Origin of the sequence: uncultured Muribaculum sp. (assembly GCF_910583865.1) — a bacterium.
GTDB lineage: Bacteria > Bacteroidota > Bacteroidia > Bacteroidales > Muribaculaceae > Muribaculum.
Window position 1 is genome coordinate 32128 of record NZ_CAJTYX010000007.1, and the last position, 24714, is coordinate 56841.

Consider the following 24714-nt stretch of genomic DNA (forward strand, 5'->3'; position numbering starts at 1 on the left):
CTCATGGCCACGCTTGTCCGATACAGCCGTACTAAGCCGCTAATTCTCGATAATGGGCAAGCCTACCCTTGAGCTTTTTATCCCCATACCCCATGAGTCTGGTTTTTGTGCATTCAGGAAGCCACGGAGTGGCGGTGTTTGTGGTTAACCCCTGGCGTAGCGCAGTGCAGCCTGGGGAGATGGAGATGGTACAAGAGGGCTCCCGCCCGGGACGGGCATGCCGCAGCACAGGAACAAAATGAACTGCGTCCCGTCATATGCGCAGTCCCGTTTTTACGATGTCGGAATAAAGCGGATTATTGGCATCCTCTGTAAGTAACACCGGCTCAATCAGGTTGCTTATACCACGTCTCAGCTTCCACAACAAAGGTGTGTCCGTAAAATAATCATCGTTGAGGTGTTCTACGACTACGGCAATATCAATATCGCTGCTTGCACTATAATTACCCTTGCTGAACGAGCCATACAGGTACAGCGCTTTTACGGGAAATCGGTCAGCCACGACGGCCTTGTAGCGTCGTGCTAATTTTATAGCTTCGTCTTTATCCATAGTCTTAATTCGTCAGTCGAGTGAATCAGCTCTTTACAGCGCGCCGAATCAAGACTCTTCATCAGGCGCTCCTTATATGAAGGATAACGAGCTTCAATATTTAATGGTTCAAGCATGTCAATGAGATCCAACTGAGTCTCTGACATTTCTTTGTCGATTCCGGTCTTTTCCGCAAGACGCGATAAGGTATGTATCTTTAAAGGGGGTTCTTCTAATACTGTACTCCAATATGCTTTAAGGAGTTTCTCGATTGTCTGATGACACATGAATCCCACATATAGATAACGCCCCGTATCAAGCATGGCATGGGCGGTGTCGAAGTCGTAATCAGACATTTCAATCCAATATAAGGCTTTATTGTTCATCCGGCAATTATTATGTTAACTGGAAAAATATACAGACAAGTCGAGTGCAAAGATAAATTTATTTGAATTTACCGACATATTAGTATATAAGACGACACCCAAAGATAATGAATATTTGGTATAATAGGAAATATTATATGAAAAATGTCCGGCGATACTCCGTTTCCCCTCCCGATTATCCAAACCGATCATCCGATTTGCATTATCCGATTTGCATTATCCGATTTGCATAATTGCCCCCCGAATGATTATCTTTGCATAAAAACCGGTTTATGCAGCATCCACGCAACCCCTTCATATTGGGCCACCGCATAGAGAGGCCTTATTTCTGCGACCGCATCCACGAGCAGCAGGCACTCGCCTCTGCCGTCACCAACGGACGTAATGTGGTGCTCATCTCCCCACGACGCATGGGAAAGACATCGCTGGTCTACGTCGCGCTCAACGACTCGGAGGAAATACGCGACAACTACCTGACGCTTTTCCTCGACATACTCCAGACCAATTCCCTCGGCGAATTCACATATCTCCTCGGCAAGGCTGTGTTTGACATGCTGCTCCCGGCGGGACACGCACGAGTACGCGCTTTTTTGTCGGCTCTCAAATCGCTGCGGGGCGTGTTCGGCTTCGACGCTATGAGCGGCACTCCCGTTTTCAACATACAGTTGGGCGACATAAAACATCCCGAATACACGCTCGACGAGATATTCGGATATATCGAGCAGAGCGGAAAACCCGTGGTAATCGCTATCGACGAATTCCAGCAGATCACGAAATATCCCGAGAAGAACACCGAGGCCATCCTTCGCAGCCACATGCAGCGCATGGGCAACGCGACCTTTGTTTTCGCCGGAAGCGAAAGGTCGATCCTTCAGGAAATGTTCGTCTCCTCGAAGCACCCGTTCTACAACAGTTCGGAGATAATGCATCTCGGGCCGATAGGGGAGGGGCTATATGTGGAGTTCGCCGGCGCCCTTTTCCGGCAGCGGCAGAAAGATGTGGATGAGGAGGCCATACGCTGGGCATTCCGGCTCTTCGACGGCAACACGTACTATATGCAGCGCACGATGAACGGAGCGTTTGCCGACACTCCCGAGGGCGCGATATGTTCCGGCGAGACCGTCAGGCGTGCCGTCCGGGCCATGTTGGCCGCCAACGAGGTGGTCTACCGCGAGATGCTCTCCAATATCAGTGTCGGTCAGAAATCGACGCTCTATGCCGTGGCCAAGGCGCGCGTCGTTGCCAATCCGCTGAGCGGCGATTTCATAAGGGCCAACGCTTTGTCCTCGGCAAGTTCGGTGCAGAGCGCTATCTCACGTCTCGTCAGAGACGGATTCATATCCATTGCCGACGGCGGTTACACGCTCACCGACCCTCTGCTCCGCATCTTCATCAACGGCCTTTATGCCCTTCCCGAAATATGAAACACCTTATAAATAGCTTCCTCCTCATCAAAAAAGTCTTGTGCATGTTTCGTCGTGAATCTCTCCTGTCTGTTGTGAGATGCCATCATAATCGGAATTCTAACGTCTTAGCTTATAGGTTGTTTTTAGACAACCTCTTAAACGGGGGTCGATTTTGATAGTTTGGAAAAAATATATAACTTCGCAACCATATTGTACAATTAATGAAATTAAAGAAGTTTTCTTTTGCCAACCATAAAACAGGCTGGCATGTTAAAGATGTCCGGTTTGGCGCTCTGACATTGCTTGTCGGAGCTTCGGGCGTTGGTAAAACTCAAATTTTAAAATCTCTTTCTGCATTATGTAGGATTGCGGAAGGAAACTCTCTTGACGGAAGGGAATGGGCTGTAGAATTTGAAGAATCGGGGATAAATTACATCTGGACAGGACGATTTGAAGCCTCACAGAATCTTCAGGAGGTTTTTTTTTCTGATGAGCCGGAATTTTCAATTCTGGAAGAACGTCTTGCAACAGATGATGGAACGGAAATTTTTTCAAGAAACGAGACGGAACTCCGCTATCATGATACCCCGACGGTGAAACTTGACCCATCTAAAAGTGCCGTTGAACTATTGAAAGAGGAGCCGGATGTTGCCCCTGTCAAGCGCGCCTTTAAAAAGATGTCATGGCTTGACATGGGAGAGGGTAGCCGGATATCCTTTCGACCGGGTCTATGGACTAATAACGACGCCGAATTAACCCTCAAAGAAATTAAAGGTCTGAAATTCAGGACACCGATTGAGAGGCTGTTCCTGATACAGAAAAATGACGCAAACGTATTCAGTGAAATAAAGAGGGCGTTTATTGAAATATTCCCATTGGTTGAAGATCTTGATTTTGATCTGGAGCATTTTTTTAAAAAAGAATTTGTCCCGGTGCTTAAAATAAAAGAAAAAGGTGTCGACAGTTGGATTAAACTTCCCGACATCTCATCCGGCATGTGCCGTACATTGAGTCAGATAGTGACATTGACTTTGGCTGATGACGGGGATATAATTCTAATCGATGAATTTGAAAACGGCCTTGGAATCAATTGTATCGACAGTCTTGCCGATATGGCATTGGAGCCGGAGGTCAATGTCCAGATTATAATGACAAGCCATCATCCGTATATCATCAATTCAATCCCATACCGGGATTGGAGGATTGTTTCACGGATTGGTGGTGAGTTAAGAGTGCATACTGCTTCAGAAATGAAAATCGGAGAGCACTCCAGGCATGATGCATTTATGCAGCTGATTCAGACTTCCGCTTACAGGACCGGACAATTATGAATGCATACATAATAGTAGAAGGAGACAAAACGGAAACTATTGTGTATCCAAAATGGTTGGAGATACTCGCGCCGGCGCTTACACGCGTGTCCGATGTTTTCGACATGCATGAAAACAACTATTATCTTTTCAGCGGCGGTGGAATTCCGTCGATATATAATCATATAGCTAATGCTATAGAGGACATTAATAATATAAATGCAAAAGGGACGGCCATAATCGATTTTCTCATTGTCTGTATTGATACGGAAGAAGAATCCCGGGAATATATATTGGGGCAGATTGATAAAAAGCTGACAGAACGGAATATACCGTTGTCGTCATTCAATCTTGTTGTTTTTGAGCAGAAAGTCAGTATGGAGTCGTGGTTCTTGGGAAACCGTAGGATTTTTAAATCAAATCCGGAGGATGAAGCACTGCGACGCTATATCAGTCATTTTAATGTCAAGGAGAATGATCCGGAACTCATGGACAATATTAATCCCGATGAATTCTCGACTAAGGCACAATTCCATCACTCTTATTTAAGAAAGATATTTTCAGAGCAGCATGTCAGATATTCTAAAAGGCAGCCTGGAGAAGTATGTAAGAAGCATTATTTGGATCGTCTCGTTGAACGGTACAACGAGACGGGACATATCGCAACATTCGGCAGGTGGTATTCGTTTGTAATGGATAATCTCAGATGAATCGATGTCTGTCAGACTGTTTTATATATTCATGCTTCTGCTGGCGATGGTGATGGCCGGATGTGTCACCGAGAAGGATGAGCCGGTGGTGGCGCTCGGGCCGGGCGACGCCGTGCCACGCTTCGAGGTGACGCTCGACGACGGCACACGCTTCGGCTACACCGACATGCAGCGCACGCCATGCGTGATTACTTTCTTCGACACCTCCTGTCCGGACTGCCGCGCCGCCCTCCCCGTCGTGCAGTCTGTGGCCGACCGCACGGTAGTGCAGTCGCGCGGCGTGCGCTTCGTGTGCATTGCCCGCTCCGAGGGGGAGGCCTCCATCGCCCCGTACTGGCGCGAGGCATCGCTCACTATGCCCTATTCGCCGCAGCCCGACGACCGCGTCTACCGCCTTTTCGCCAACCGCATAATCCCGCGCATCTACCTCACCGTGCCTGCCGCCGATGAAAGCGCTCCCCCGGTCATCGCCGCCGCCTTTGTCGAGCATGTCACCGGAGATGCCCTCCTCTCCGCCATCCTCCAATTGCCCTGAGCGGCATCCCGTCGGACGCAACCGCACGGCACACGTTCGACACAACCGCACAGGGTATCGTCCGACGTAGGGATGCTTCCCGAAACATCAGGATTAACCGCAGAGCATCGTCGGATTAACCGCACGGAGCACACGGAGCACACAGAGATTCCGGGTAGCCCCCGACTCTTATCTCTGTGCGCTCCGTGTGCTCTGTGCGATATTATTTCAGGAAGCCTTTGGCCTTGAAGATGCTGTCGATCGATGCGGTAACCGCACGGTAGTCCCAGTCTGCGCGGTTGGCAAACACTATGTAGTGCAGCTTCTCTTCCGGCCATGTTCCCTCCACGATGGAGTATGCCCCGTTGCTGTTCATATGGTAGCTTTTCAGCGGGAAGCCCGGCTCCTCGCGTATGGCCGTGCCCAGTCCGAACGACACCATCGGCACGTCGGTCGGGATATAAGGCATGTTGATTACCTTGAGCGACGAGTCGGATATTATCTTCCCCGAGTACAAGGCTCGGTTCCAGACCATGAAATCGCGTGCCGAGCTATACACACCCCTGTCGGCACGGGTCAGGAAGAACGGCGCCTCGCCGAAGTCATATTCTTCCCATCGGCCGTCCTCGCTGCGGAAGGCCAGCGATGCCGGACGGCCATCCGCCTTACGGTAGGCGTGGGATGTAGGTGGCATTTCCGACAGGTAGCTGTAGTAGAATGTTTCCTTTGTGCCTGCCGGCTTGAATATGTTGCGGTCCATCCACTCCTCGAATGTGGATCCTGTCACCTTCTCGATGATGGGGGCCACGAGGATGTAGGCCGGATCCTGGCGGTTGTAGTGTGTGCCCGGCTCGAAGTCGGCGCGTGTCAGGTTCTGGAACGAGTGCATGTGCTCCCCTTCGTCGCCGTAGAGGGCATAGTCCTCATTGTCGACAAACACCGAATGGTGCATGTCCTGGTATTTGCTCCACTCCTTGGCGTTGGCAGGACGCGGGTCGGGCAATCCGGAGCTATGGGTGAGGATATGGCGTATCGTCAGAGGGGCGAACACCTCCTCATTGAATTCCGGGAAAAATTTCGACAGGCTGTCGTCAAGCGACAACATACCCTGTTCGCAAAGCTTCAGCAACGCTGCCGATGTGAATATCTTCGATGCCGACGACAGGTTGAACAGTGTGCTGTCGTTGATCGGCTCCTTGCTCTGGAGGTCGGCCACGCCGAACGCGTGCCTGTAGACGACAGTATCGTTGCGCATCACCATGGCAATCCCGCCCGGGCCCTCCTCCTCTGGGAATATTCCGCTGAAAAGGGAGTCGAGACCCTCCGTCACCGCACATGGCGGCAACGACTCCATGCCGCCCCTCTTATCAGGGCTGCATGAGCATATTATCGACAGCACGGCTATCGCCGACAGCATCCGGCATACCGCTGTTTTCGTTTTAGACATGATCGCGTAGATAGATATTGACGAATGAATGTGCTGAGCCGCCGGGTGGGGCTGTATGTCCGGTTTCCCGTGCGCTCATGGCAAAATTAACCCATAATATAATACGCGAGCCATCCTCCACAGCATTTTATAAGGATTGCCACGGCTTTGTAAATCATGTGTAGGACCTGTGTCTTGCCGGTGACGACAGGATGTCTATGCCCGATGGCGCTTGGAATATCGACAGGCCGAACCTTCCCACCACCGCGTAGACATGGTCGAAGATGTCGGCCTGCACGTGTTCGTAGTTGACCCATGCCGTGTCGCGGGTGAAGAAGTAGAGCTGCACCGGCAGCCCCGACTGCGTGGGCGAGAGCTGGCGCACCATCAGCGTCATTTCGGGGTTGACGTCGGGATGGGTGGCAAGATAATGCTCCAGGTAGTCGCGCAGCAGCCGCAGGTTGACGCGCCTGCTCTCTGGGCGCGGGACAGCATTCTCCCCGTTCTCCGTCGCGGCGCCGCGGGCCGGCAGGAAGCCGTCCGCACGCAGGCTCTCGACCTCCTGCGCTTCGAGCATGCGTACCGTGTTGATGTCGATGTATATGGCGCGGTCGACGCGCCTCCCTCCCGACATCTGCATCGGGCGGTAGTTGCGGAACGAGTCGGTCACGAGCGAGTAGGGGGGTACCGTCGTCACCGAGTTGTCCCAGTTGCGCACCTTCACCGTGGTCAACGACACGTCGATCACCTCGCCGTTGAGGTCGCGCCCGGGCATCGTGATCCAGTCGCCGCGCTGTAGCATCTTGTTTGCCGTCAGCTGTATGCCCGCGACAAGCCCCAGTATCATGTCTTTGAACACCAGCGACAGCACCGCCGCCGACGCACCCAGCGCCGTGAGTATGGCTATCGGGGTCTTGCCGATGAGTATGCTTATCGCGATGATTACTCCTATACCTATGGCTATCAGCTTGAACATCTGGAATATGCCGGTGATGGCATACGCCTTGAGGCTGTCGCGGCGCAGAAGCGCCTTGTAGAGATTGTCGATGAGGATGACCACTATGCGCACTATCGCCCAAAGGATATAGAGCGACGTCAATATGTCGGCCCACTTCACCGAGTCCGGCGAGTCGCCCTGGCCGGCGAACGTCTGCGGCAGGAGCCACGACACTATCAGCGCCGGCGCAAGCTGCGATATCGCGCGCATGAGCCGAGGATTGAGCATGTCGTCGTCCCATTGGGTGGGGCTGCGCAGGATCATCTTCTCGAATATCATCAGTGCGCCTTTTGTCATGAAGTAGGCTACCACCGCCACTACGGCTATGCACGCGAGCAGCACGGGTGTGGCTATGTTCGGGTGAAGGCTCGCCGGGGCTATGGATTCGGCTATCTGTCTGATTGTTTCTGACATGCTTTTGCTATGAATTGGATGTGACGGTTATAGGAAAGTCTCGGCGAGCACCCGGGGGAAGTGGCGTCCCTCAAGGTCGCGCACCTTGGCGGCCACGTCGTCGGGAGTGTCGCCGGGTGCCACGTGTATAGAGGCCTGGTATATTATCCTCCCCTCGTCATACCGGTCGCTGACGTGGTGGATGGTGATGCCCGTCTCGCTCTCTCCGGCGGCCACGACGGCCTCATGCACATGGCGTCCGTACATCCCCTTGCCGCCGAACTTCGGAAGCAACGCCGGATGGAGGTTGACGATGCGGCCACGGTAGCGGTCGATGAGAAACGGCGGTATCATCAGCAGGAATCCGGCGAGCACCACCACGTCGACGCCGTACTCCTCCATCAGGGGCAGCAGCGTCGACGGCTCGTTCAGCTCCTTGCGGCTGACTATGCGCACTTCCGTGCCGAGCAAGGCTGCGCGCGAGATTACTCCCGCCGAGGGGTTGTTACACACTATAAGCGCCACCTCGGCGCGGCAGCCGTTGTCGCGGAAATATCTTATGATATTCTCGGCGTTGCTCCCCTCGCCGGAGGCGAATATGGCGAATCGTTTTGTCGGATCTCCTTTTTCCATGCCGTGAAGTTAGGCAATTTCCGCGTGAGTAGAAAATCGCAGGGCCACGACGATGGCACGTGTGCGAACAATTTACTTTCGGGGAGCGTTAAGGTCTTGATATATAAATATTAAGTTGACAATATTAAAAACACTCAGGACTATGAAGAGAATTCGCCGCATTTTTGCCTTTGCTTTTGCATTGGCCGCCATGGCAGTCGTGATGCCGTCGTGCGACAGCGATGATGACGATGACAAGGACACCTATATCACCAACAAGGTGGATGCCGCGTTCAACAGTGCGCTGAAAGAGCAGTTTCCCGATGCGCAGAATGTGAAATGGGAGCGTAAGAACGAATACCGAGTGGCCGAGTTCACAAAGAACATGGTCGGGTATGATGTGTGGTTCGACAAGACCACCGCATGGGTCATGACCGAGACGGACTATGGCAAGGACATCTTCCTTGTGCCCGACAACGCAGTTACGGCGGCATTCCCGCGTGGCGAGTACGGCACGTGGACCATCGACGACATAACCCACTATCGCCGTGCCGACACCGAGTTCTACGTATTCGAGGTAGAGAAAGCCGGACAGGCCGACATGGACCTGTTCTATGCCCTCGACGGCACGCTCATCAAGGCTATCCCTTCCGACACCGCCCCCGACATCCTCCCCACCACTCCCCTCCGGTAATACTATCCTCCTTCTGACTCCATACCATGACGGCGTGCCGGATTCCGGCACGCCGTCTCTGTCATACCCACATATATGTGGTATGTGGGGCAAACCTTAAAGGCATTCTTAAATAACCTTTATTTCAAAACAATCTTACGCACGTCGGATCCCCTGCGCATGAGATATACGCCTTTGGATGGCCGGGATACCTTGATCCCCTGAAGGGTGTAGTAATCTGCTGTGGTGTCGGTCACGTCACGCGCCGGCGCGTCGATACCCGATGTTGAGGAATAGGCTTTTGGGGTGTACCCATCGTGGAGGGTCTGGTAGTTGGTCCATCCCACACGCTCGCCGGGCTTCACTCCGTAAAACACTATGTCCACCGTGTTGATCGGGAAAGCATAGGTGTCGGAAGTGCGCTTGTAGGTGAACAGGTTCCAGCACTTCTCGGCTTTTCCGGTGTAGGAGATGTCCTCCGGGCCGTTACCTTTGGTGGACGGGAGGGGGAACGAGGCCACGCGCGACACCGCGCCGAGCTGGTCGGTCGTTCCGGAATCCATCTTCTTGCCGTCGAATGCCGTTGGGGCGGCCTCCGTGAAGTCGCTCGTGATTCTTACGGTCGATGGTGCGTCGACTGTCAGATATACGCCGGTTATGTCCTCGGTATGGCTCAATGGGTTGTCGGCATCGTTGATTCGGCCTTTGTCGCCGGAAAGCATGAAGAAGCGTATGCGTATGTCGCCACCCGTGGGCGGCACGTCGACAAGCTCGTTGTTCACGTAGTACTGCTCGGGGACTGTGACGTAGCAGAGGCCGTTGTCGGACATCTCCGCCTTGAGCACCGCACCGTTGACCAAGCCTTCTTTCAAGGCCAAATCCACATGGTAGTTCTGCGTGCCCTTATGGCTCGTGGCGTTGGAGGTTAGGTCGCCGAACTTTCCCTTGGCGTCGGTGTGGGTGGTGGTGCCATGTTCCCATTCTGTCAGTTCCTCGTTGACGGTCAGTGTACTGTATTCAGGTTGGTAGAATGCCTGGAGCGATATTTGTTTGTTGTTGCGATACCAAGGCTCGCCGAGCGCCTGGTTGAAGGGATTGTCGATGAGCGCCTGCGAGGCATCGATGCTGAATCCATGGTAGTCGGTCTGTGCGCCGGACGGGAGAGTCAGTAGTGCCGAAGCACCGAGAAGTAGAAATTTTTTCATGAATCTTTAAGTTTGGGATTAGAAGTGTATTTCCTGATAAGTGGCCATCTGTACGTTTGCGGCGGATGGCCACTTATCAGGGGAAATAGGTTTAGAGGCTGTTTTTAAACAACCTCTTATTCTGCGGGAGCGGGACGGTTGAGCACGGTCGTGAACTTGCGGCCCGACAAATCGGTAAACTCGATGGTGACGGGTGAGTCGGCGGTAGACGCCTGTGCGCGGAACATGTGGGCTGTGGATTCCGGATTAAGTCCGCTGTCCCACTTCGGATACTCTTTCTTTATAGGAACGAGATATTTTGTGATGAGGTAAGGGTCGGGCATCTTAACACGCTTCACGGCAAGCTCCCGGCCGTTCTCTATCATTTTCACAGTGCATCCCGGTTCCCATGCCCACACGTTGGCCTGCACCACGTTGGTGTTGGCGCTGTTGCCCGGCAGGTAGGAGCTGGTGAATTCGCGATCATCGACCGTGAGGGTGTTGAGGTCATATGCGCGTATCTGATGGTCGACAGGAAGCTCGTAGCCTTTGAATATGTGCTGTGCGGTGCCCGACGACAGATTCCATATGCCCATTCCCCATGGCGTGCCGTCGAGACATAGCGGCAGGTTGGGCTTGTAGGGCTTGTAGCCCGCCGGCCACCATCCGCCGTTGGTGCCGGCATAGTTGTATTCGCGGATGTTGCCTTCGGGAGTGTGTTGGAAATGGTTCTTGTGGGAATGGCCGGAGAACACCTTCACGTTGGTGAAATCCTTCAGCAGAGCTCCGAGCTGTGGGCCTCCGTCGTCGAAGCGGTAGACCTTGCTCACCTGCACACCTTCGGCTTCCGGATAGGTCAGCAGGATGCCGTGCATGGTGATGAATAGCGGTGCGGTCTTGTCCTTTATTGTCGCGAGGTCCTTCTCGATCCATTGGAGCTGTTCCTTTGTGTAGGCGGTGGTGTAAGAACGCTTGCCCGACACTCCCGGCGCCGCCCCCGGGTTGGTGTAAACGATATTGTCCGTGACGATGAAGTGTGCGCCGCCACGGTTGAACGAGTAGTAGCTCGGCCCTACATGCGAGTGCCATGTCGACGCGCTCGCCAGATCGCCCTCGATGAAAGGGTCGTTGTCATGGTTGCCCATTGTATGGTAGACGGGGGCGTTGACCTTGAAGTCGGCATTGAACCGGTCGAGAGTGTAGCCGAAACCGTTGGCCACGAACCAGTCGCAGATGATGTCGCCGAGAGTGACCACGATGGGACTTGTTCCTGCGGTCTTTAGCGAGTCGATGGCGCGGTTGATCTGAGGCACGTACATGTTCTTCAAAAGCTCCACGTCGCCGGCGCGGTCGGAGATCTGCGGGTCGGCGATGGCTATTATCGACAGCGGCTTGCAGTCGGTGGCTTTCAGGATGAAGTCGACTCCCGAAGGAGCGTTCTTGTTGACGTTCTGCCAGAATTTGGGGCGGTTGTTGTCAAGGAAGGTTGCCGGTTCGTAGCCGTCGGGAGTGGAGACGAACATATAGCCCAGAGGCACTTCCGATTTGAGGGAGTATCTTCCGTCGGCATCGGTCGTTACGATGTCGTAGCCATCCGACACGGCTACATCTGCGAGAGGCATCCCCTCTGCGGTCTTTACCGTGCCTTGTACGTAGACTTCCTTCGGAGCGGGCTGTTTGATGGGAGGTGCGCCGAAATATTCTTTGTCGTCGGAGCAGCCCGATATGATTGCGGATGTCATGGCGGCGACACCCATGTATTTGATGAGTCGGTTCATGGTAGTGGATTATCCTTTGCAGTGTATCTGAATGTTTAGGAAGAGCTTGCCACCGTCGATGTCGGCTACCAGACGCAGCCAGTTGCCGAAATTCGGGGCTACCTTGACGGGATGTAGCCCTATGCCGGTGAAACTTACGGGAGTAGTCCCGTCGGAGGCCCAGTTGACACCGTCGTGCGAGATTTCTACGTGTGCCGTAATCGTGGGTCTTTCACCTTCGGCATGTTCGATCATTATGAAGAAGATGGCTTCATCGGCCCAGCCGGCCTCATAGGGATGGGTCTCCAGATGTCCGGCGAACCACTTCTTTATCTCAAGGTGTGATGCATTGAATTGTTTCATGATGATTGTTGGAGGTTGATGGATGGGGTGGTATGGTTACTCCTGCGACACGACTACGGAGTCGATGTAGAAGTAGACGCGTCGGTCCTGGTCGGTCTCTACCCAGAAGAGCGGGTTGATGAGGTTATCGATGCGGTGATAGCCGGGGACATTCGTGACATGAGTGCCGCGCAGGTCCCATATGCGATCCTGGCACTGGAATTCCACATACTCGCGGTTGAGCGTGTCGATCTTAAGCCGCATGTACTGCCAGTTGAGCTTGCAGTCGGTCTCGTTGTAGATGAGCTTCTGGTGGGAGTCGGGAATCACCTGGAATGCCTCGTGGCGTCCGTCGGGATAGCGTCGTCCGAACCACCAAGGGTCGATGCCTCTCTTACACCAGTCTCCTTCAAGTCCGAATGCCCATTCCTTGTCGGTGACATCGGCGGAATTCTCTATTTCCCAGCGCTGTACGAGGTTGCCGTTGAAGCAGTTGAGATGACGGACTCCCACCTGGTAGCGCTCGCCGCGTTCCTGTATGTCGAATCCCATGCCAAAGGCACGTATGCTCTTCTCGTGGAGTCCCGGCTGCGGAGTGCCCTCGGGGTCGAGTGTGTCCTGCTCTGCGGTATAGGAGAACCAGCATTCTATCTGTAGGAAGCGGCTTCCGGGCCGGTAGAACGACAGGCGCTTTATGGCGTGGCCCATCGACCCCGGAGCCGGTATATCCTCGTAGCGTGAATGTACGGGGCGCGTCGATAGTTTCAGGCTGAACGTTCCGGACATTGCCCCGTGGGTACCGGGATAGCGGTAGGTGGCCGAACTGAGCATAACCGGAGGCCATTGGTCCTTGTTAACGAGGGTCTTTGGTACGTCGAAATCGGGATATTCCGTGAAATTGGGGAGCAGCGTCATCCAGCCGTTGAAGCCTGTGTTGAACACGTCGTAGCATAATACCCTTTCGAGGGGCTGGAAGCGACTCCGGAGTAATATTTCGTCTACACTCATTGTGCGATTGTTTTAAATCAGTAATATAATTGAGATTTGTAAATCGGATTGGTGGACTGTCCGAACTGCCAGACTTGTCTGAACTGTCCGACAGTCCATTCTGTTGCCTTACCATCCGGGATTGTTCTGGATCTTCCCGTTGGATATGTCGACATCCACGAATGGTAGGGGGAGGAGCGGCAGGCGCGGATCAAACTTGCGCGGGAGCACGCGTGCGATCTTGCCGGCATCGAACATGGGCTTGAAGTCGGCCATTCCGTATTCGTCAATCTCGGGTGTGCCGGGCCAGTAATATTCGCCATTCTTCTCCATGTCGGCCATGCCTGATTTGTTGGGAAAAGCGTAGTAGTCATGGCTGAAGGCTTTCTCCATCCAGCCCTCCCAACGGAGCAGGTCGAAGAACCGGCGTCCTTCCCAGGCGAATTCCACGCGGCGTTCGCGGCGTATGGCCAGACGCATGCTGTTCTGGTCGGCCATGGCCAGCGCCGGATAAGCCGTCACGTTGTCACGGGTGGTCTTGTAGGCACGTGCGCGCACGTCGTTGATGGCGTTGAGCATGGCGTTGTCAAGTTCGTTGAGTTCCACCTTCGCCTCGGCATACATCAGCAGTACGTCGGCATAGCGTATGATGACGGTCGGATTTTCGCTCTGCATCTCGCCGGTGCGCCAGCTGTCCTGCGCACCTTTCCGGAGGCATGTGCCGGTCGTGGCGGCATATTGGTCGTTGACTTTCGAGTCCTTGTTCTTGACCGATTTCCCGTCGAGCAGCACGTTGGTCGCCTTGGGGCTGGGATCGAACACGCATCCGTAGATTACCGATCCGGGGGCGGCGAATGTCTCGCAGCAGCGCGGGTCGCGGTTGAGATAGGGATTTTTCGGGTCGAAGAGCGGCGATTCGTCGATTGGCTTCCCGTCGGTGCACTCGTAGGCCGCAAGAAGATCCCAGGAAGGATTGGCCACTGCCTGTCCGTTGACGGTGCGCAGCATGAATGTCTTTACGTCGTCCGACTGCTCGAGTTCCACCGACTTGGGTATGCAGAATATGAATTCGCCGTTGTCCATGGTCTTGTCGCGGAACAGCTCGCCGTAGTCGGGATAGAGGGAGTATTGTTTGGAGTCGATGACCGCTTTGGCGGCGTCGCGCGCTATCTCCCAGTCCTTCATCGTAAGGGCTATGCGGCATTTCAGGGATGCCGCCACGTAGCGGTTGACACGCCATATGCCGTTGACCACGTTGCTTTCGGGAAGGTTCTCGATGGCATAGTCGTAGTCGGAGTATATTGTCGGAAGTATGTCGGCCACGGGAGTGCGGCCCATCTGCCTCCCCTCCTCGATGGTGATTGCCGTGGTGAAGAAGGGCACGTCGCCCCAAAGGGTTATCAGGCGTGCATAGAAGAACGCACGGAACATGCGGGCCTCTCCAGCCAGACGTTTCGCCTCGTCGGAGTCGTAGCCAAGCTCGTCGAGGCTTTCGAGCACTCGGTTGCAACGGCTGATGGCCTTATAGGTGTTTTCCCATGTCGTCTGTATCCATCCGGTGGTGCTCGACAGTGTACCGGAAGGGACGTCGTACACCTTGTTGCGGTGTGAGAAGTCGTCGGTGTGTCCGTCGGTAAACCATCGCTTTTCGAGATTGTAGGGATAGTCGCGGTAGAGGTCGTTGACCGATATGCGCACTTCCTCGAGCTTGGAGTTCCAGGTGCCGGATGACGGCTGGGTGAGCGGCTGTAGGTCGAGGTCGGCACACGATGTGGCGAGTAGCATCGCGGTGCAGAATATGGCGCTCTGATATATTGCTGTTGCTTTCATTTCAGTACATTCAAATGGTTAGAAGGAGAAGTCGAGGCCGAAAGTATAGGATGTGGCTATGTAGTTGGTGCCTCCCGAGTTGACTTCCGGATCCCATCCTTTAGGATAGTGATGGAAGCAGAATGGATCCTCCACGTTGAAATACACGCGCAGGTTGTTGAGGCGTATGGCGTTGACAAGATGCTTCGGGAAAGAGTAGCTGAGATTGATATTCTTCACGCGGAAGTAGGAACCGTCCATAAGCCAGAAGTCTGACATCTCGTAGTTGTTCTTTTCGCCCGTGGCGTTGTTGAGGCGCGGATATTCTGCCTTCAGGTTCTGCTCCGGAGTGTTGTAGACGCTCCAGTACTTGCCCATGATGATCTCGGGGGCGGCGCGGAACGATGACTGGCGCACCATGGCCTCCGACATGCGCACTTTCTGACGTCCGACGCCGTTGAACGCCGCCGACAAGCGTATCCCCTTGTATCCGGCGTTGATATATCCGCCGAAAAGCAGGTGGGGGAGCGAGGAGCCGAGCACCTCGCGGTCGTATGTGGTGTCGATCTTACCGTCGGGAGTTCCGTCGGCGCCTCCCAGGTCTTTGAAGCGGATGTCGCCGGGCCCTACGGCTGCGATCAGTTTGGCCGAGTTGTCGACCTCTTCCTGGGTCTGGTAGATGCCGTCGGCACGGTAGCCGTAGAATGCCATGTATTCGTCACCTTCGCGTATGATGCAGTTGCCGCTGTACTGTACCTTTCCGCCGAGGTTGCCCATCTTGGAACGTGAGTCGGATATGTTGAATCCGGCTCCGTAGGTCCAGTCCTTGCCGATGTTGTCGTTCCAGGATACCTTCACCTCCCAGCCGCGCGTGTTCATGTCGCCGGCGTTTACTTCGGGGGCGTTATATCCGATGAAGAGCGGTATCTCGGTGGCTATCAGCATATCCTTGGTTTTCTTGTAGTATATGTCGGCGGTGAGGTCGAGGCGGTTGTTTAACAGTCCGAGGTCGAAGCCTATGTCCCATGTGTGGGTCGATTCCCAGGTGATGTCCTCCACGGCATATGCGATCTGAGCTCCGGAGGTCACGGCCTGCGGGCCTTTAGGACCGAACATTATGGCGTTGTTGAGGCTTACGGATGCCTGGTAGGGGTAGTTGCCTATGCGTTCGTTGCCGAGTGAGCCGTAGGAAGCGCGCAGCATAAGGTTGGAGAGCACGGGAGAGAGATGTTCCATGAACTTCTCGTTGCTGATGCGCCAGCCTATTGATGCGGAGGGAAACCAGCCCCAGCGGTGTTTCTTGGCGAATCGCGACGATCCGTCGCCGCGTATGTTGGCCTGGATGAAGTAGCGGCGGTCGAAGTTGTACATCACGCGTCCGAAGAATGAGCGGTAAGCGTTCTCATAAGCGCTTCCCAGGGCTTCGAGCTGGTTCTTGTTGGCATTGTCGAGATATGGATAGTCGGGGAGGGTCATACCGTTGGAACCGGGTTTAAGCACCTCGTAGTCGTAGGTATAGTCCTCATATCCTGCGAGGACGTTGACGGAGTGTATGCCGAATTCCTTGTCGAATGTCGCCGTGAGTGATTTCTCGAGCGCCCTTGAGTCGGCACGTGTCTCCAGAAGGTAGTTGGTCTCGTAGCCTACCACGTAGCCCAGGAGCTGGTCGGTGTCGAACGCGTCGTAGAATGGCACTGCACGCCGCATGTCCTTCACTTTCTGGAACGATAGGGTCGGTGTCACGGTGCCTTGTATCGTGAGAAACCGGAACGGCTTGTAGGTGAGCGATATCTTGCCGGTGAGATAGTCCATGGTGTTCTTCTTCGTACCTCCTTCGAGGAGCGCCCCCTCGAGATTGGTGCCCGACTGTCCGGCGGCGATGCGTCCGTCGGGATATGTGCCGGCATAGATCTGTGGATAACTGAGTGCGGCGCGTATGGGACTGCCCGAGTGCGGGTCGTTCTTTATCGAGTGGCGCATGGAGAGGTCGACCGATGCCGTCCAGTTGTCGTTGAACTTTATGGTGTTGTTGGCGCGCAGGAATATACGCTGGTAGTCGGAGCCTTCGTAGAGGGCCTCTGTCTTTTCATATGAGGCGGAAATACGTGTCTTTACCTGCTTGTTGCCGTAGGAGAGGCTTACGTTGTGCTTCGTGCGCGGGGCTGTGGAGCGTAGTATGCGGTCGCGCCAGTCGTAGAGGGGATAGTCGATGGGATCGTAGAAATGATTGTCCATGTACGACTCGATGTAATCCTTGGAGTAGGTGGGGTATTCACCGCCGGCAGGATTTCCGGCTTCGTTCCAGCGTGTCTCGTTTACAATCTGCATGTGGCGCACGGGATCGACCACATAGTCTGGGAATGAGGATGCGTGCATCAGGGAGAATTCCCCGTTGTAGCTGATCTTGAGGTCGCCTTCCTTCGCGCCTTTGGTGGTGACGAGAATCACGCCGGCTGCCGCACGGGCGCCATAGATGGATGCTGCTGCGGCGTCCTTGAGCACGGATATCGACTCTACGTCGTCGGGATTGACGTTGTCTATGTCGTTGACGGGCGTGCCGTCAACAAGGATGAGAGGAGAACTGTCGCCCATGGTGGTCACGCCGCGCACCTTTATTGTGCCGCCCGCTCCGGGCATGCTGCCGCTGCGGGTGATGTCGAGTCCGGGGATTGCGCCCTGGAGGGCTGTAGACAGGTTGGGGGAGCGTTGTTTCTCAAGGCGGTCGGAGCCGATGGCACCTACGGCGCCCGTTAGGTCTTTTTTCTTTACCGTGGCATAGCCGATGACCACCGTCTCCTCAAGCATCTGCACGTCGGGCTGCAGTTTGAAGTCGAGGTGTCCGTGTCCGGTCCATTTGGCCTGTTGCGGTTTGTAGCCGAGATAGGTGACCTTGATTTCGGAACCTGCGGGCACGTTCTTTATAGAGTATTTGCCGTCGATGTCGGTCATGGCGGAGAGTTTGCCGCCCATGTCGGCCACGATAGCCCCTACCACCGGTTCGTCGGTCTCGTCGGTCACGGTGCCGCTCAAGGTCGATCCTTGTGCGGTTGCCGCGCCCGGTGAGAGCATTGCCGCCATCACGAGGATGGTGGCCGATGCTTTGCGCAGCGTGTCTATGAATGATTTCATTTTGTGGGATTTCATGATTTTTCTGATGGATTAGGTTGCTACTTTACGAATTCGAGCTTTACCGTCTGGTTATACTCCTTTACGGCCTTGTCACCGTCGTGGGGGTGTTGCGCGGTGAAGCGTGTGCACGTACTCTGCGAGATCTGGTCGATGTATTTGCCGCATACGGCTATCTCTGTGGCCGGACGCAGCCTTATCTGCACCTTCTCGCACGGGTTCTTCAGGGTGAACGTACCCTCGAAGAGCACATAGATACCGTCCTTGGGATATTCGTAGTTGTAGGTCACTGTCTCGCTCCAGTTCCCGCTTGCCCCCGAAAGGCCCTCGGTGGCGGTCAGTGTCACGGTCTTTGGAGTCATGATCGGCAACCATTCTCCGCCGTCGAGATATTCGGCCATCCAGTGGCCCGCGCAGCTCGAATATATGTGGCCGGTGAATTCAAATCGCATTGGCATCCCTGCCGGCACTTCGTCAAACGATTTGTTGCCGCACTCCAGGAGCCAGTAGTCTGTCGTGACGCATCCGCGTATCATGAGGTCGCCGTGTGTGCCGGTCTGTGTTCGCATACCTTTCCCGTCATCGGGACGGTCCGACTTGTCGGAGTTGTAGAAGCGTATCGAGCCTGTACCCGTGGTCGGGTTGGCGTATGCTTCGATAAATCCGGCTTTCGACTTCTTGAAGTTCATTGCGCCCCATGTCTGCTTGTATTCGTCGCTGTTGGCATCTATGGCCCATTCGGTGATGAGAGTGAGATCGAGTGCGGCCTGGGTGATGGTGAGGGTATAGTTCTTTCCGTCGATCGATACGGTTATGGTTGTAGTCACGTCCTCCATGGCCTGGTTGCGCGGGAAGCTCACCTTTACATCTGTCCGGCCGTCGCCCGAGGATGGCGTGAGGACGAAGTCCGGATTGGATGCGACGGCTGTCCACGGGCCTTCTCCAAGCACGGTGAAGGCAGCTTCGGTGTCGCCGGCTTCCACGGTGATGTTCTTCACCGACACGCCTGTGGGTACTACACCTCTCTGGGTGATGTCGAAGGCTTTGGGCGTCACTCCGTCACCGATGAATTTTATGCGTCCCGTGCGGTCGTCATAGTCCTCGTTGGCGCTGACATCGATGGTGAATGTCGTCACATTGTGTTCGTTTGCCGCTTCCCTGATGGTGATCCACTCGCTGGAGTGGTTTACCACATACCTGACGTTGGAAGTGACAGTCATGGTAATGGTACCTCCGTCGGCCTTTAAGGCTGCCTCCTTGTGCGACAGTTCCATGTAAGGAGCCGCATCGTCGTCGGAGCAGGCTGTCATCATCGCTATGAGAGTGATGAAGAGTAGTCTTGAAAGGATTTTCATGATTTGTTTTTGAGGTTAATATTGTTTGATTCATTTTCCGTTGAGAGGGGTCGACGCCGAGGCCTCAAGGGCATCTGTCGCGGCGTCGATCTTTGCAAGGCACATGTGTCGGAACTCCTTCCAGTCGTAGCACTGTCCCTTCTTCGTTGAGGTGAGGGGGAACGACAGCGCTTTCCCGTTGAGGAGCACTTTCACGAGCACGCGCTGATTGTCGGGACGCCGGAAGAAAACGAAGCTTACCTTCGAGGCCATGGGTATGCGCCATGTCTGCCAGAAATCTTTTACATCGTCGAGATTATCGGTGACTTGGCCCCATGAGTCGGCTTCGAGCAGGGCGAGGAGAGCCATCATGCAGCCGTCGTGGCCGAAGCGCATGCGTGCTCCGCGTCGTCCGGCAGCGAGATCGTCGTCGGCGTTTGCCACGATGTTGTCGAGCATGCGTGCCGCCTGCTGCCAACCCCGGCCGAGGTTTACGGCGTGGCGTCCTTTCTGCATGTACTGTCTTACATTGTCGGCTTCCCACATGGCCTCGGTTTCCACGGGTGTAAACAGCTCGGAGAATGACTCCGGACGGTCGAGCGCTGGAGCGGCGTTGGACAGGGTGAACATAGCCTCGCACAGCTTTACGGCATCGAAGCGTGCGGCGGCACTGTCGGGCCGGACAAATATGCGGGCAAGCCATGCGGGAAGGTCGACATGGGTGCTTACGAAGTCGCGCCATAACGGATACCATCGTCCTGAGCTTGAACGCATCTCCTCGTCGATGGGGAGCTTGGTGGGACAGTCGTTGGCATATGGATTGAGCCATATATGATAGCGGCTGCTGACATCGCCCGACACCTTAACTCCGGGACATAGGCGCCCTACAGCTCCGTTGAATGCCTCCATTGACCGGGCCGTGCGCATCACATTGGTAGACTGGGACCGGACGATGGCGCCGGGGGCCAACACCTCGGGATATTCCCGGAGGAGTTTTGCAGCATAAGCTTCCCACTGGCGCGCTCCGGCGGCGGTGAGGTCGCCCGTGCGCATCTTTACCGACGGCCACAGGGCATGCAGGCGGTCGAGAATGATGCTTCCGAGTGGTGTGAGCAGCCGGGTGGAGTCGCCCCATTCAAGGACCTCTTTCACGAGCGGGAGCACCGGGGCGCTGTCGATGTGGCGTATGCCGTGGCGGCAGTATGTGCTGATCATGAAAGGGACGTAGCCTTCGGGTGCCGTGCGGTCCTCCACCTCTGTGAACGGGTCAACGCGGTATGTGCCGCGCCACAAGGTGGGATCCGGCATCTCGGGCAGAGTCACTGAGTAGATGAGCGCACTGTTGGTGTTGACGAGCATCCTGTCGCCGTCGACCATCAGCGCCTCGCACTCCTGGCGGATGAGGCTGTCGAGATCCACACGTGCTGTCACACATCGGCTGTCGAGGTCGTAGACACGGATTTTGGAGGTAGTGGCCGGATATTTGTCACCGAATCCGAAAGAGTAGAAGATTTTGCCATCATGGATGCACCCCGACTGTGTGGCATATGCGTCCATGTCGAACACGGCTTGCTCAACCACATCGTCGGCACCGAGCCTCACGAATTTTCCTTCGGAAATCGCGGGCAGCCGGAAGCGCGTGGCCACAAGCTTGTTGTGGGCGAATGTCGGCATCGCGGCCGGCACAGTGCGCACTCTTCCCGAGAGAACCCACAGCGAGACTCTTTCCCTGTCGATGAGCCATGATGGTGCGCCGAATATGGTGTTAAGCTCGCTCTTGGCCCATCCTGCGGTGTCAAGTTCGATAGTCTGCACAAGGCTCGAACTCCATTTGCCATCCTTGCGGCTTACGCTCTCCACATGGCATCGCATGTCGAGGGCGCTTTTGGGCTGCGCCACAGAGAGGTATATCACCGGCATCTCCGCGCCAGGAAGTCGCTCTATGCCGAAATTGGCCTGGTTGCAATGGTTGGCCGGTGATGATGACTCCACATCGAACTCTCCTGCATTGCGGAGAGAGCCGCTACTGCGGTCGTAGACCGTGCAGTGACCTCCGTGCTCGAATGCCAGCAAAAGGTCGCCCCACAGGGCCATCCCTTGCTGTGAACGGCGTGAGGCATCCTTGGTGTAGGCTACCTCGCATCGAGTGTCGGCCGCACGGGACTCCTGGGGCGGCATCCCGGTAATGACGCCGGCAAGCAGCAGATATGTCAGTCCTTTCTTCATGCGGTGACAACCTTTTTATTGCGTGAATCTACCATTCGGTATGCCAGATATATGATTATGAGCGACGCTATGATGATGCACGTGGCGGTCATTATGCAGCGCACCGCCGGATCGTAGACCTCGGTGCACATGAGATACACGAGCAGCAGGGCAATCGCGCCGAGCGTCACGAGGAAGCAGTTGACGGCCATGAAGGAGTAGGACTTCACAGCGCTCCGCGTGGCCTCGTCGGGCTGTAGGTCGGCGCTCTTGTCCTCCATGGCGGCTACCTTTGTATAGCCGGGGCATACGTATCCTTTCATGTAGCCTCGCAATTGTAGCGCCGCCATGAGGGCGACCGGCAGGAGGAGTCCTACGGTGGCTTCAAGCACCTGGTTGTTGACTATCCCGGCAAGGGTGAACTTCATGGTGATGCCTATCGCGTAGGTGGCGAGCATCGACCATATTACCTGACGACCGTTGATGCGGCTCGACAGCAGACCCCACACCGAGGGGATGAAAAGAGGTGCGATCACCATGGTAAGGATTGTCACCACCACACGCTCCGCGCCTCCCATAAGCGGGATGAGCAATGCTATGGCGATTATGGCTACGCCGAATGCGAGCGTGAACAGACGTCCGGCCTTGATAAGCGTCCGATCCTTGGCCTGCGGATGGGCAGCCCCGTATATCTGATAGGTGAACACGTTTGCATAGACGTTGAGCGTGCCCGACACGCAGCTGAGTGTGGCCGAGATCATCGCTGCGAGCATCACACCGAGCATCCCTTTCATGAGCACCGTCTGGCTCATGAGTATGTAGGCTTGCTCGGGATTGGCCTCGGGATTTATGGTGCGGTAGACCATGGCGGGGAGATACCACAGGATAGGGGTGAGGAGATACAGCACTCCGACGAGGTAATTGCTGCGACGGGCATCGCGCGCGGTGGGGACACTGATGTAGCGCTGCACGAAAGGCCAGTCGCCGCCCATCTGGAAGATGTTCAGCCCCGTCCACAGCAGAAGCCATATCCATGGATATTCTCCGGAGGAGAGGTCGAAGTAGGTGGATGGGAGCGACGGAGAGTTGATGAAATTGTCGACTCCTCCTATTGTGTGGAGCGATAGCGGAATCATGAACAGCACAACGGTGATGAGCACGCCGAACTGTATGACATCGGTCATGAGTACGGCGAGGAAACCGCCCGCGATAGTGTAGACAAGAGTGATGACCCCAAGGATTACCACTGCCCACGCTATGGAAAGGTGGCCCGAGGCGTCGGCGAGGAAGTGTCCTTCCGGAAGAATCATCAGCGTCGACATCACCACGGCTATGGCGTAGAGGGCCACGCCGGTGTGAACGCCGCGCCCGATTATCCCCGCTATGGTGTAGAAATCGACGGTGGTCTTGCCGAAGCGTACCGCTATGAAATCGCCCGGAGAGTTGATTTTTATCTGTCGCCATTTGCCGGCGAGCCATCGTCCGGTCACCAGGCATGCCACTCCTACGAGGTTGCCGATGATGACAGCCACGATGCCTGAGCGGTAGGCCACACCTCCCCACACCACGAATGTGCTTGCCGAGAATATGGTCATGTAGGTCGACATCCCCGACAGCCACCATGAGGAGCTGCGGCCGGCGATGAACATGTCCTCCGAACTTTTTATGCGGCGCGACATGAGCCAGCTGACGGCGATCAGCCCGAGGAAATAAAGGAACAATACTATGTAATTCAGTGAATCCATGGCATTCGGTTGGTGTTATGGATTGATTCTGACTGCGGCCTTTACGATGTTGGCCTTGTCGCTGACGCTTCGGTCCATGGCTTCCTGTATGTCGCACAGGTCGAATATGTGCGTGGCTACATCCTTTAGGTTCACACGTCCCTTGGCCACAGCCTCTATGGCCATAGGATAGATGTGGCGGTAGCGGAACACACTCTTGAACGTGAGTTCTTTGTCAATGAATAGCGATATGGGCAGGGTGAGTTCCCCGGTCTTGCTATAGCCCACGAGCACTATCGTGGAACCTTTGCGTGCCACCTCGATGGCCTGGCGTGTGGTGATTTCAGTGCCTGCGGTCTCGATTGACAAGTCGATGCCCTCGCCTCCGGTAAGTTCGGCGATACGTTCCACCGTATTCTCTTGCGCCGCGTTGACTACGGCGGAGGCGCCTAACTTCAACGCTTTTTCAAGACGCTTCGGCATTACATCGACTACGATTATCTCCGACACGCCCTCGGCTTTTAGGGCCATCATGCACACCAGTCCTATGCATCCGGCTCCGAACACCACTGCTTTCTGCCCGGCATGCGCTCCCCCCTGGTTGGCGGCATGGAATCCTATCGCCAACGGTTCGATAAGGGCGCCTTCAAGATTGCTTACGTTGTCAGGGAGCTTGAAGCAGAGGTCGGCGGGATGGACGGCATACTCCTGGAACACGCCGTCGACCGGAGGAGTGGCGAAGAACACCACGTCGGGACAGAGATTGTATTTGCCTTCGCGGCAATAGCGGCAGTGGCCGCATGTCTTTCCCGGTTCGAGGGCCACACGGTCGCCGAGACTCAGGCCGTTGACCCCTTCTCCGAGGGCCACCACCTCTCCGGCGGCTTCATGTCCGAGCACGAAGGGAGGCTCCACGATGTAGTTGCCGATACGTCCGCTTTCATAATAATGTATGTCGGACCCGCAGATTCCCACGTAGTCGATTTTCACAAGTACCTCACCTTTTGCAGGGACCGGGACAGGACGTTTGATGAGTCCCATTTTCCCGATGCCGTTCATCACGGCCACGTTCATGTTTTCTTTCATGATATATTTTCAGAAATGTTAAATGTCTGATTGGTAGAATTTATGACATAAAATTATAAAGCCTCGCGACTTCATGGAAATGATTTAACGCTTTTATTTTTCGCAACCGTTCCCGCAATCGGTTGCGGTTTCCTCAATCGGTTGCGGTGCCGGGTTAGGCGCAGGGGTGTAAGACCTCAACCGTTTGCGGACTGCGCAACCGTT

Annotated in this window: 20 protein-coding genes; 5 read left to right on the plus strand and 15 right to left on the minus strand. The window is 55.1% G+C overall.

What is annotated here, in order from left to right; translation table 11 throughout:
* Positions 1-253: 253 nt before the first annotated feature.
* Together QZ303_RS02765 and QZ303_RS02770 are read right to left on the minus strand one after the other, a co-directional pair.
* Positions 254-550: a nucleotidyltransferase domain-containing protein gene (locus QZ303_RS02765; protein WP_295728771.1), complete on the minus strand. Its 297-nt coding sequence runs from the start codon at positions 548-550 to the stop codon at positions 254-256.
* Positions 529-915, minus strand: coding sequence for a HEPN domain-containing protein (locus QZ303_RS02770; RefSeq protein WP_295728773.1), 387 nt, complete (start codon positions 913-915; stop codon positions 529-531). Before QZ303_RS02770 ends, QZ303_RS02765 begins: the two co-directional genes overlap by 22 nt.
* 272 nt (positions 916-1187) lie before the next feature.
* Between QZ303_RS02770 and QZ303_RS02775 the strand changes: the two genes are divergently transcribed.
* From QZ303_RS02775 to QZ303_RS02790, 4 genes are all read left to right on the plus strand, one after another.
* Positions 1188-2339, plus strand: coding sequence for an ATP-binding protein (locus tag QZ303_RS02775; RefSeq protein WP_295728775.1), 1152 nt, complete (start codon positions 1188-1190; stop codon positions 2337-2339).
* 203 nt (positions 2340-2542) lie between these two features.
* Entirely contained in the window at positions 2543-3652 is a 1110-nt protein-coding gene (locus QZ303_RS02780; RefSeq protein WP_295728777.1) for an AAA family ATPase, read from the plus strand.
* Complete coding sequence (locus QZ303_RS02785; RefSeq protein ID WP_295728779.1) at positions 3649-4341, plus strand: hypothetical protein; 693 nt, start codon at positions 3649-3651, stop codon at positions 4339-4341. Before QZ303_RS02780 ends, QZ303_RS02785 begins: the two co-directional genes overlap by 4 nt.
* 4 nt (positions 4342-4345) lie before the next feature.
* Entirely contained in the window at positions 4346-4876 is a 531-nt protein-coding gene (locus tag QZ303_RS02790; protein WP_295728781.1) for a redoxin domain-containing protein, read from the plus strand.
* Positions 4877-5078: 202 nt separating this feature from the next.
* Here QZ303_RS02790 and QZ303_RS02795 read toward each other — a convergent pair whose 3' ends face one another.
* The 3 genes from QZ303_RS02795 to QZ303_RS02805 all read right to left on the minus strand — a co-directional run bounded on the left by QZ303_RS02795 (position 5079) and on the right by QZ303_RS02805 (position 8304).
* Positions 5079-6302: a serine hydrolase gene (locus QZ303_RS02795; RefSeq protein ID WP_295728784.1), complete on the minus strand. Its 1224-nt coding sequence runs from the start codon at positions 6300-6302 to the stop codon at positions 5079-5081.
* A gap of 154 nt (positions 6303-6456) precedes the next feature.
* Positions 6457-7692 (minus strand): mechanosensitive ion channel domain-containing protein, encoded by a 1236-nt coding sequence (locus QZ303_RS02800; protein ID WP_295728787.1) that lies wholly within the window; start codon positions 7690-7692, stop codon positions 6457-6459.
* A 27-nt stretch (positions 7693-7719) separates the two neighbouring features.
* On the minus strand, positions 7720-8304 hold the full coding sequence (locus tag QZ303_RS02805) for a phosphoribosylglycinamide formyltransferase (RefSeq protein WP_295728791.1): 585 nt from the start codon (positions 8302-8304) through the stop codon (positions 7720-7722).
* A 142-nt stretch (positions 8305-8446) separates the two neighbouring features.
* Here QZ303_RS02805 and QZ303_RS02810 point away from each other — a divergent pair, with 142 nt between their 5' ends.
* Positions 8447-8977: a PepSY-like domain-containing protein gene (locus QZ303_RS02810; RefSeq protein ID WP_295728794.1), complete on the plus strand. Its 531-nt coding sequence runs from the start codon at positions 8447-8449 to the stop codon at positions 8975-8977.
* A 119-nt stretch (positions 8978-9096) separates the two neighbouring features.
* On the opposite strand, the gene QZ303_RS02815 is transcribed toward QZ303_RS02810, so the two are convergent.
* The 10 genes from QZ303_RS02815 to QZ303_RS02860 all read right to left on the minus strand — a co-directional run bounded on the left by QZ303_RS02815 (position 9097) and on the right by QZ303_RS02860 (position 24510).
* Positions 9097-10161, minus strand: coding sequence for a hypothetical protein (locus QZ303_RS02815; protein WP_295728796.1), 1065 nt, complete (start codon positions 10159-10161; stop codon positions 9097-9099).
* Positions 10162-10277: 116 nt separating this feature from the next.
* Positions 10278-11918: a calcineurin-like phosphoesterase family protein gene (locus QZ303_RS02820; protein ID WP_295728799.1), complete on the minus strand. Its 1641-nt coding sequence runs from the start codon at positions 11916-11918 to the stop codon at positions 10278-10280.
* Between the two features lie 9 nt (positions 11919-11927).
* Positions 11928-12260 (minus strand): hypothetical protein, encoded by a 333-nt coding sequence (locus QZ303_RS02825; protein ID WP_295728801.1) that lies wholly within the window; start codon positions 12258-12260, stop codon positions 11928-11930.
* A gap of 36 nt (positions 12261-12296) precedes the next feature.
* Positions 12297-13247 (minus strand): DUF6772 family protein, encoded by a 951-nt coding sequence (locus QZ303_RS02830; protein WP_295728804.1) that lies wholly within the window; start codon positions 13245-13247, stop codon positions 12297-12299.
* A 108-nt stretch (positions 13248-13355) separates the two neighbouring features.
* Positions 13356-15056 carry a RagB/SusD family nutrient uptake outer membrane protein gene (locus QZ303_RS02835; RefSeq protein WP_295728807.1) on the minus strand — a complete coding sequence of 567 codons (1701 nt, stop codon included), beginning with the start codon at positions 15054-15056 and terminating at the stop codon, positions 13356-13358.
* A gap of 18 nt (positions 15057-15074) precedes the next feature.
* Positions 15075-18164 (minus strand): TonB-dependent receptor, encoded by a 3090-nt coding sequence (locus tag QZ303_RS02840; RefSeq protein WP_295728809.1) that lies wholly within the window; start codon positions 18162-18164, stop codon positions 15075-15077.
* A gap of 38 nt (positions 18165-18202) precedes the next feature.
* Complete coding sequence (locus tag QZ303_RS02845; protein ID WP_295728812.1) at positions 18203-19516, minus strand: BACON domain-containing protein; 1314 nt, start codon at positions 19514-19516, stop codon at positions 18203-18205.
* 30 nt (positions 19517-19546) lie between these two features.
* Positions 19547-21721, minus strand: a complete 2175-nt coding sequence (locus QZ303_RS02850) for a hypothetical protein (protein ID WP_295728814.1) — start codon at positions 21719-21721, stop codon at positions 19547-19549.
* A complete protein-coding gene (locus QZ303_RS02855; protein ID WP_295728817.1) occupies positions 21718-23445 on the minus strand; it encodes a sodium:solute symporter in 1728 nt (575 codons plus the stop codon). Before QZ303_RS02855 ends, QZ303_RS02850 begins: the two co-directional genes overlap by 4 nt.
* Before the next feature lie 15 nt (positions 23446-23460).
* The gene (locus tag QZ303_RS02860; protein ID WP_295728819.1) at positions 23461-24510 is read right to left on the minus strand and encodes an NAD(P)-dependent alcohol dehydrogenase; all 1050 of its coding nucleotides are present in this window, start codon (positions 24508-24510) and stop codon (positions 23461-23463) included.
* Positions 24511-24714 lie beyond the last annotated feature (204 nt).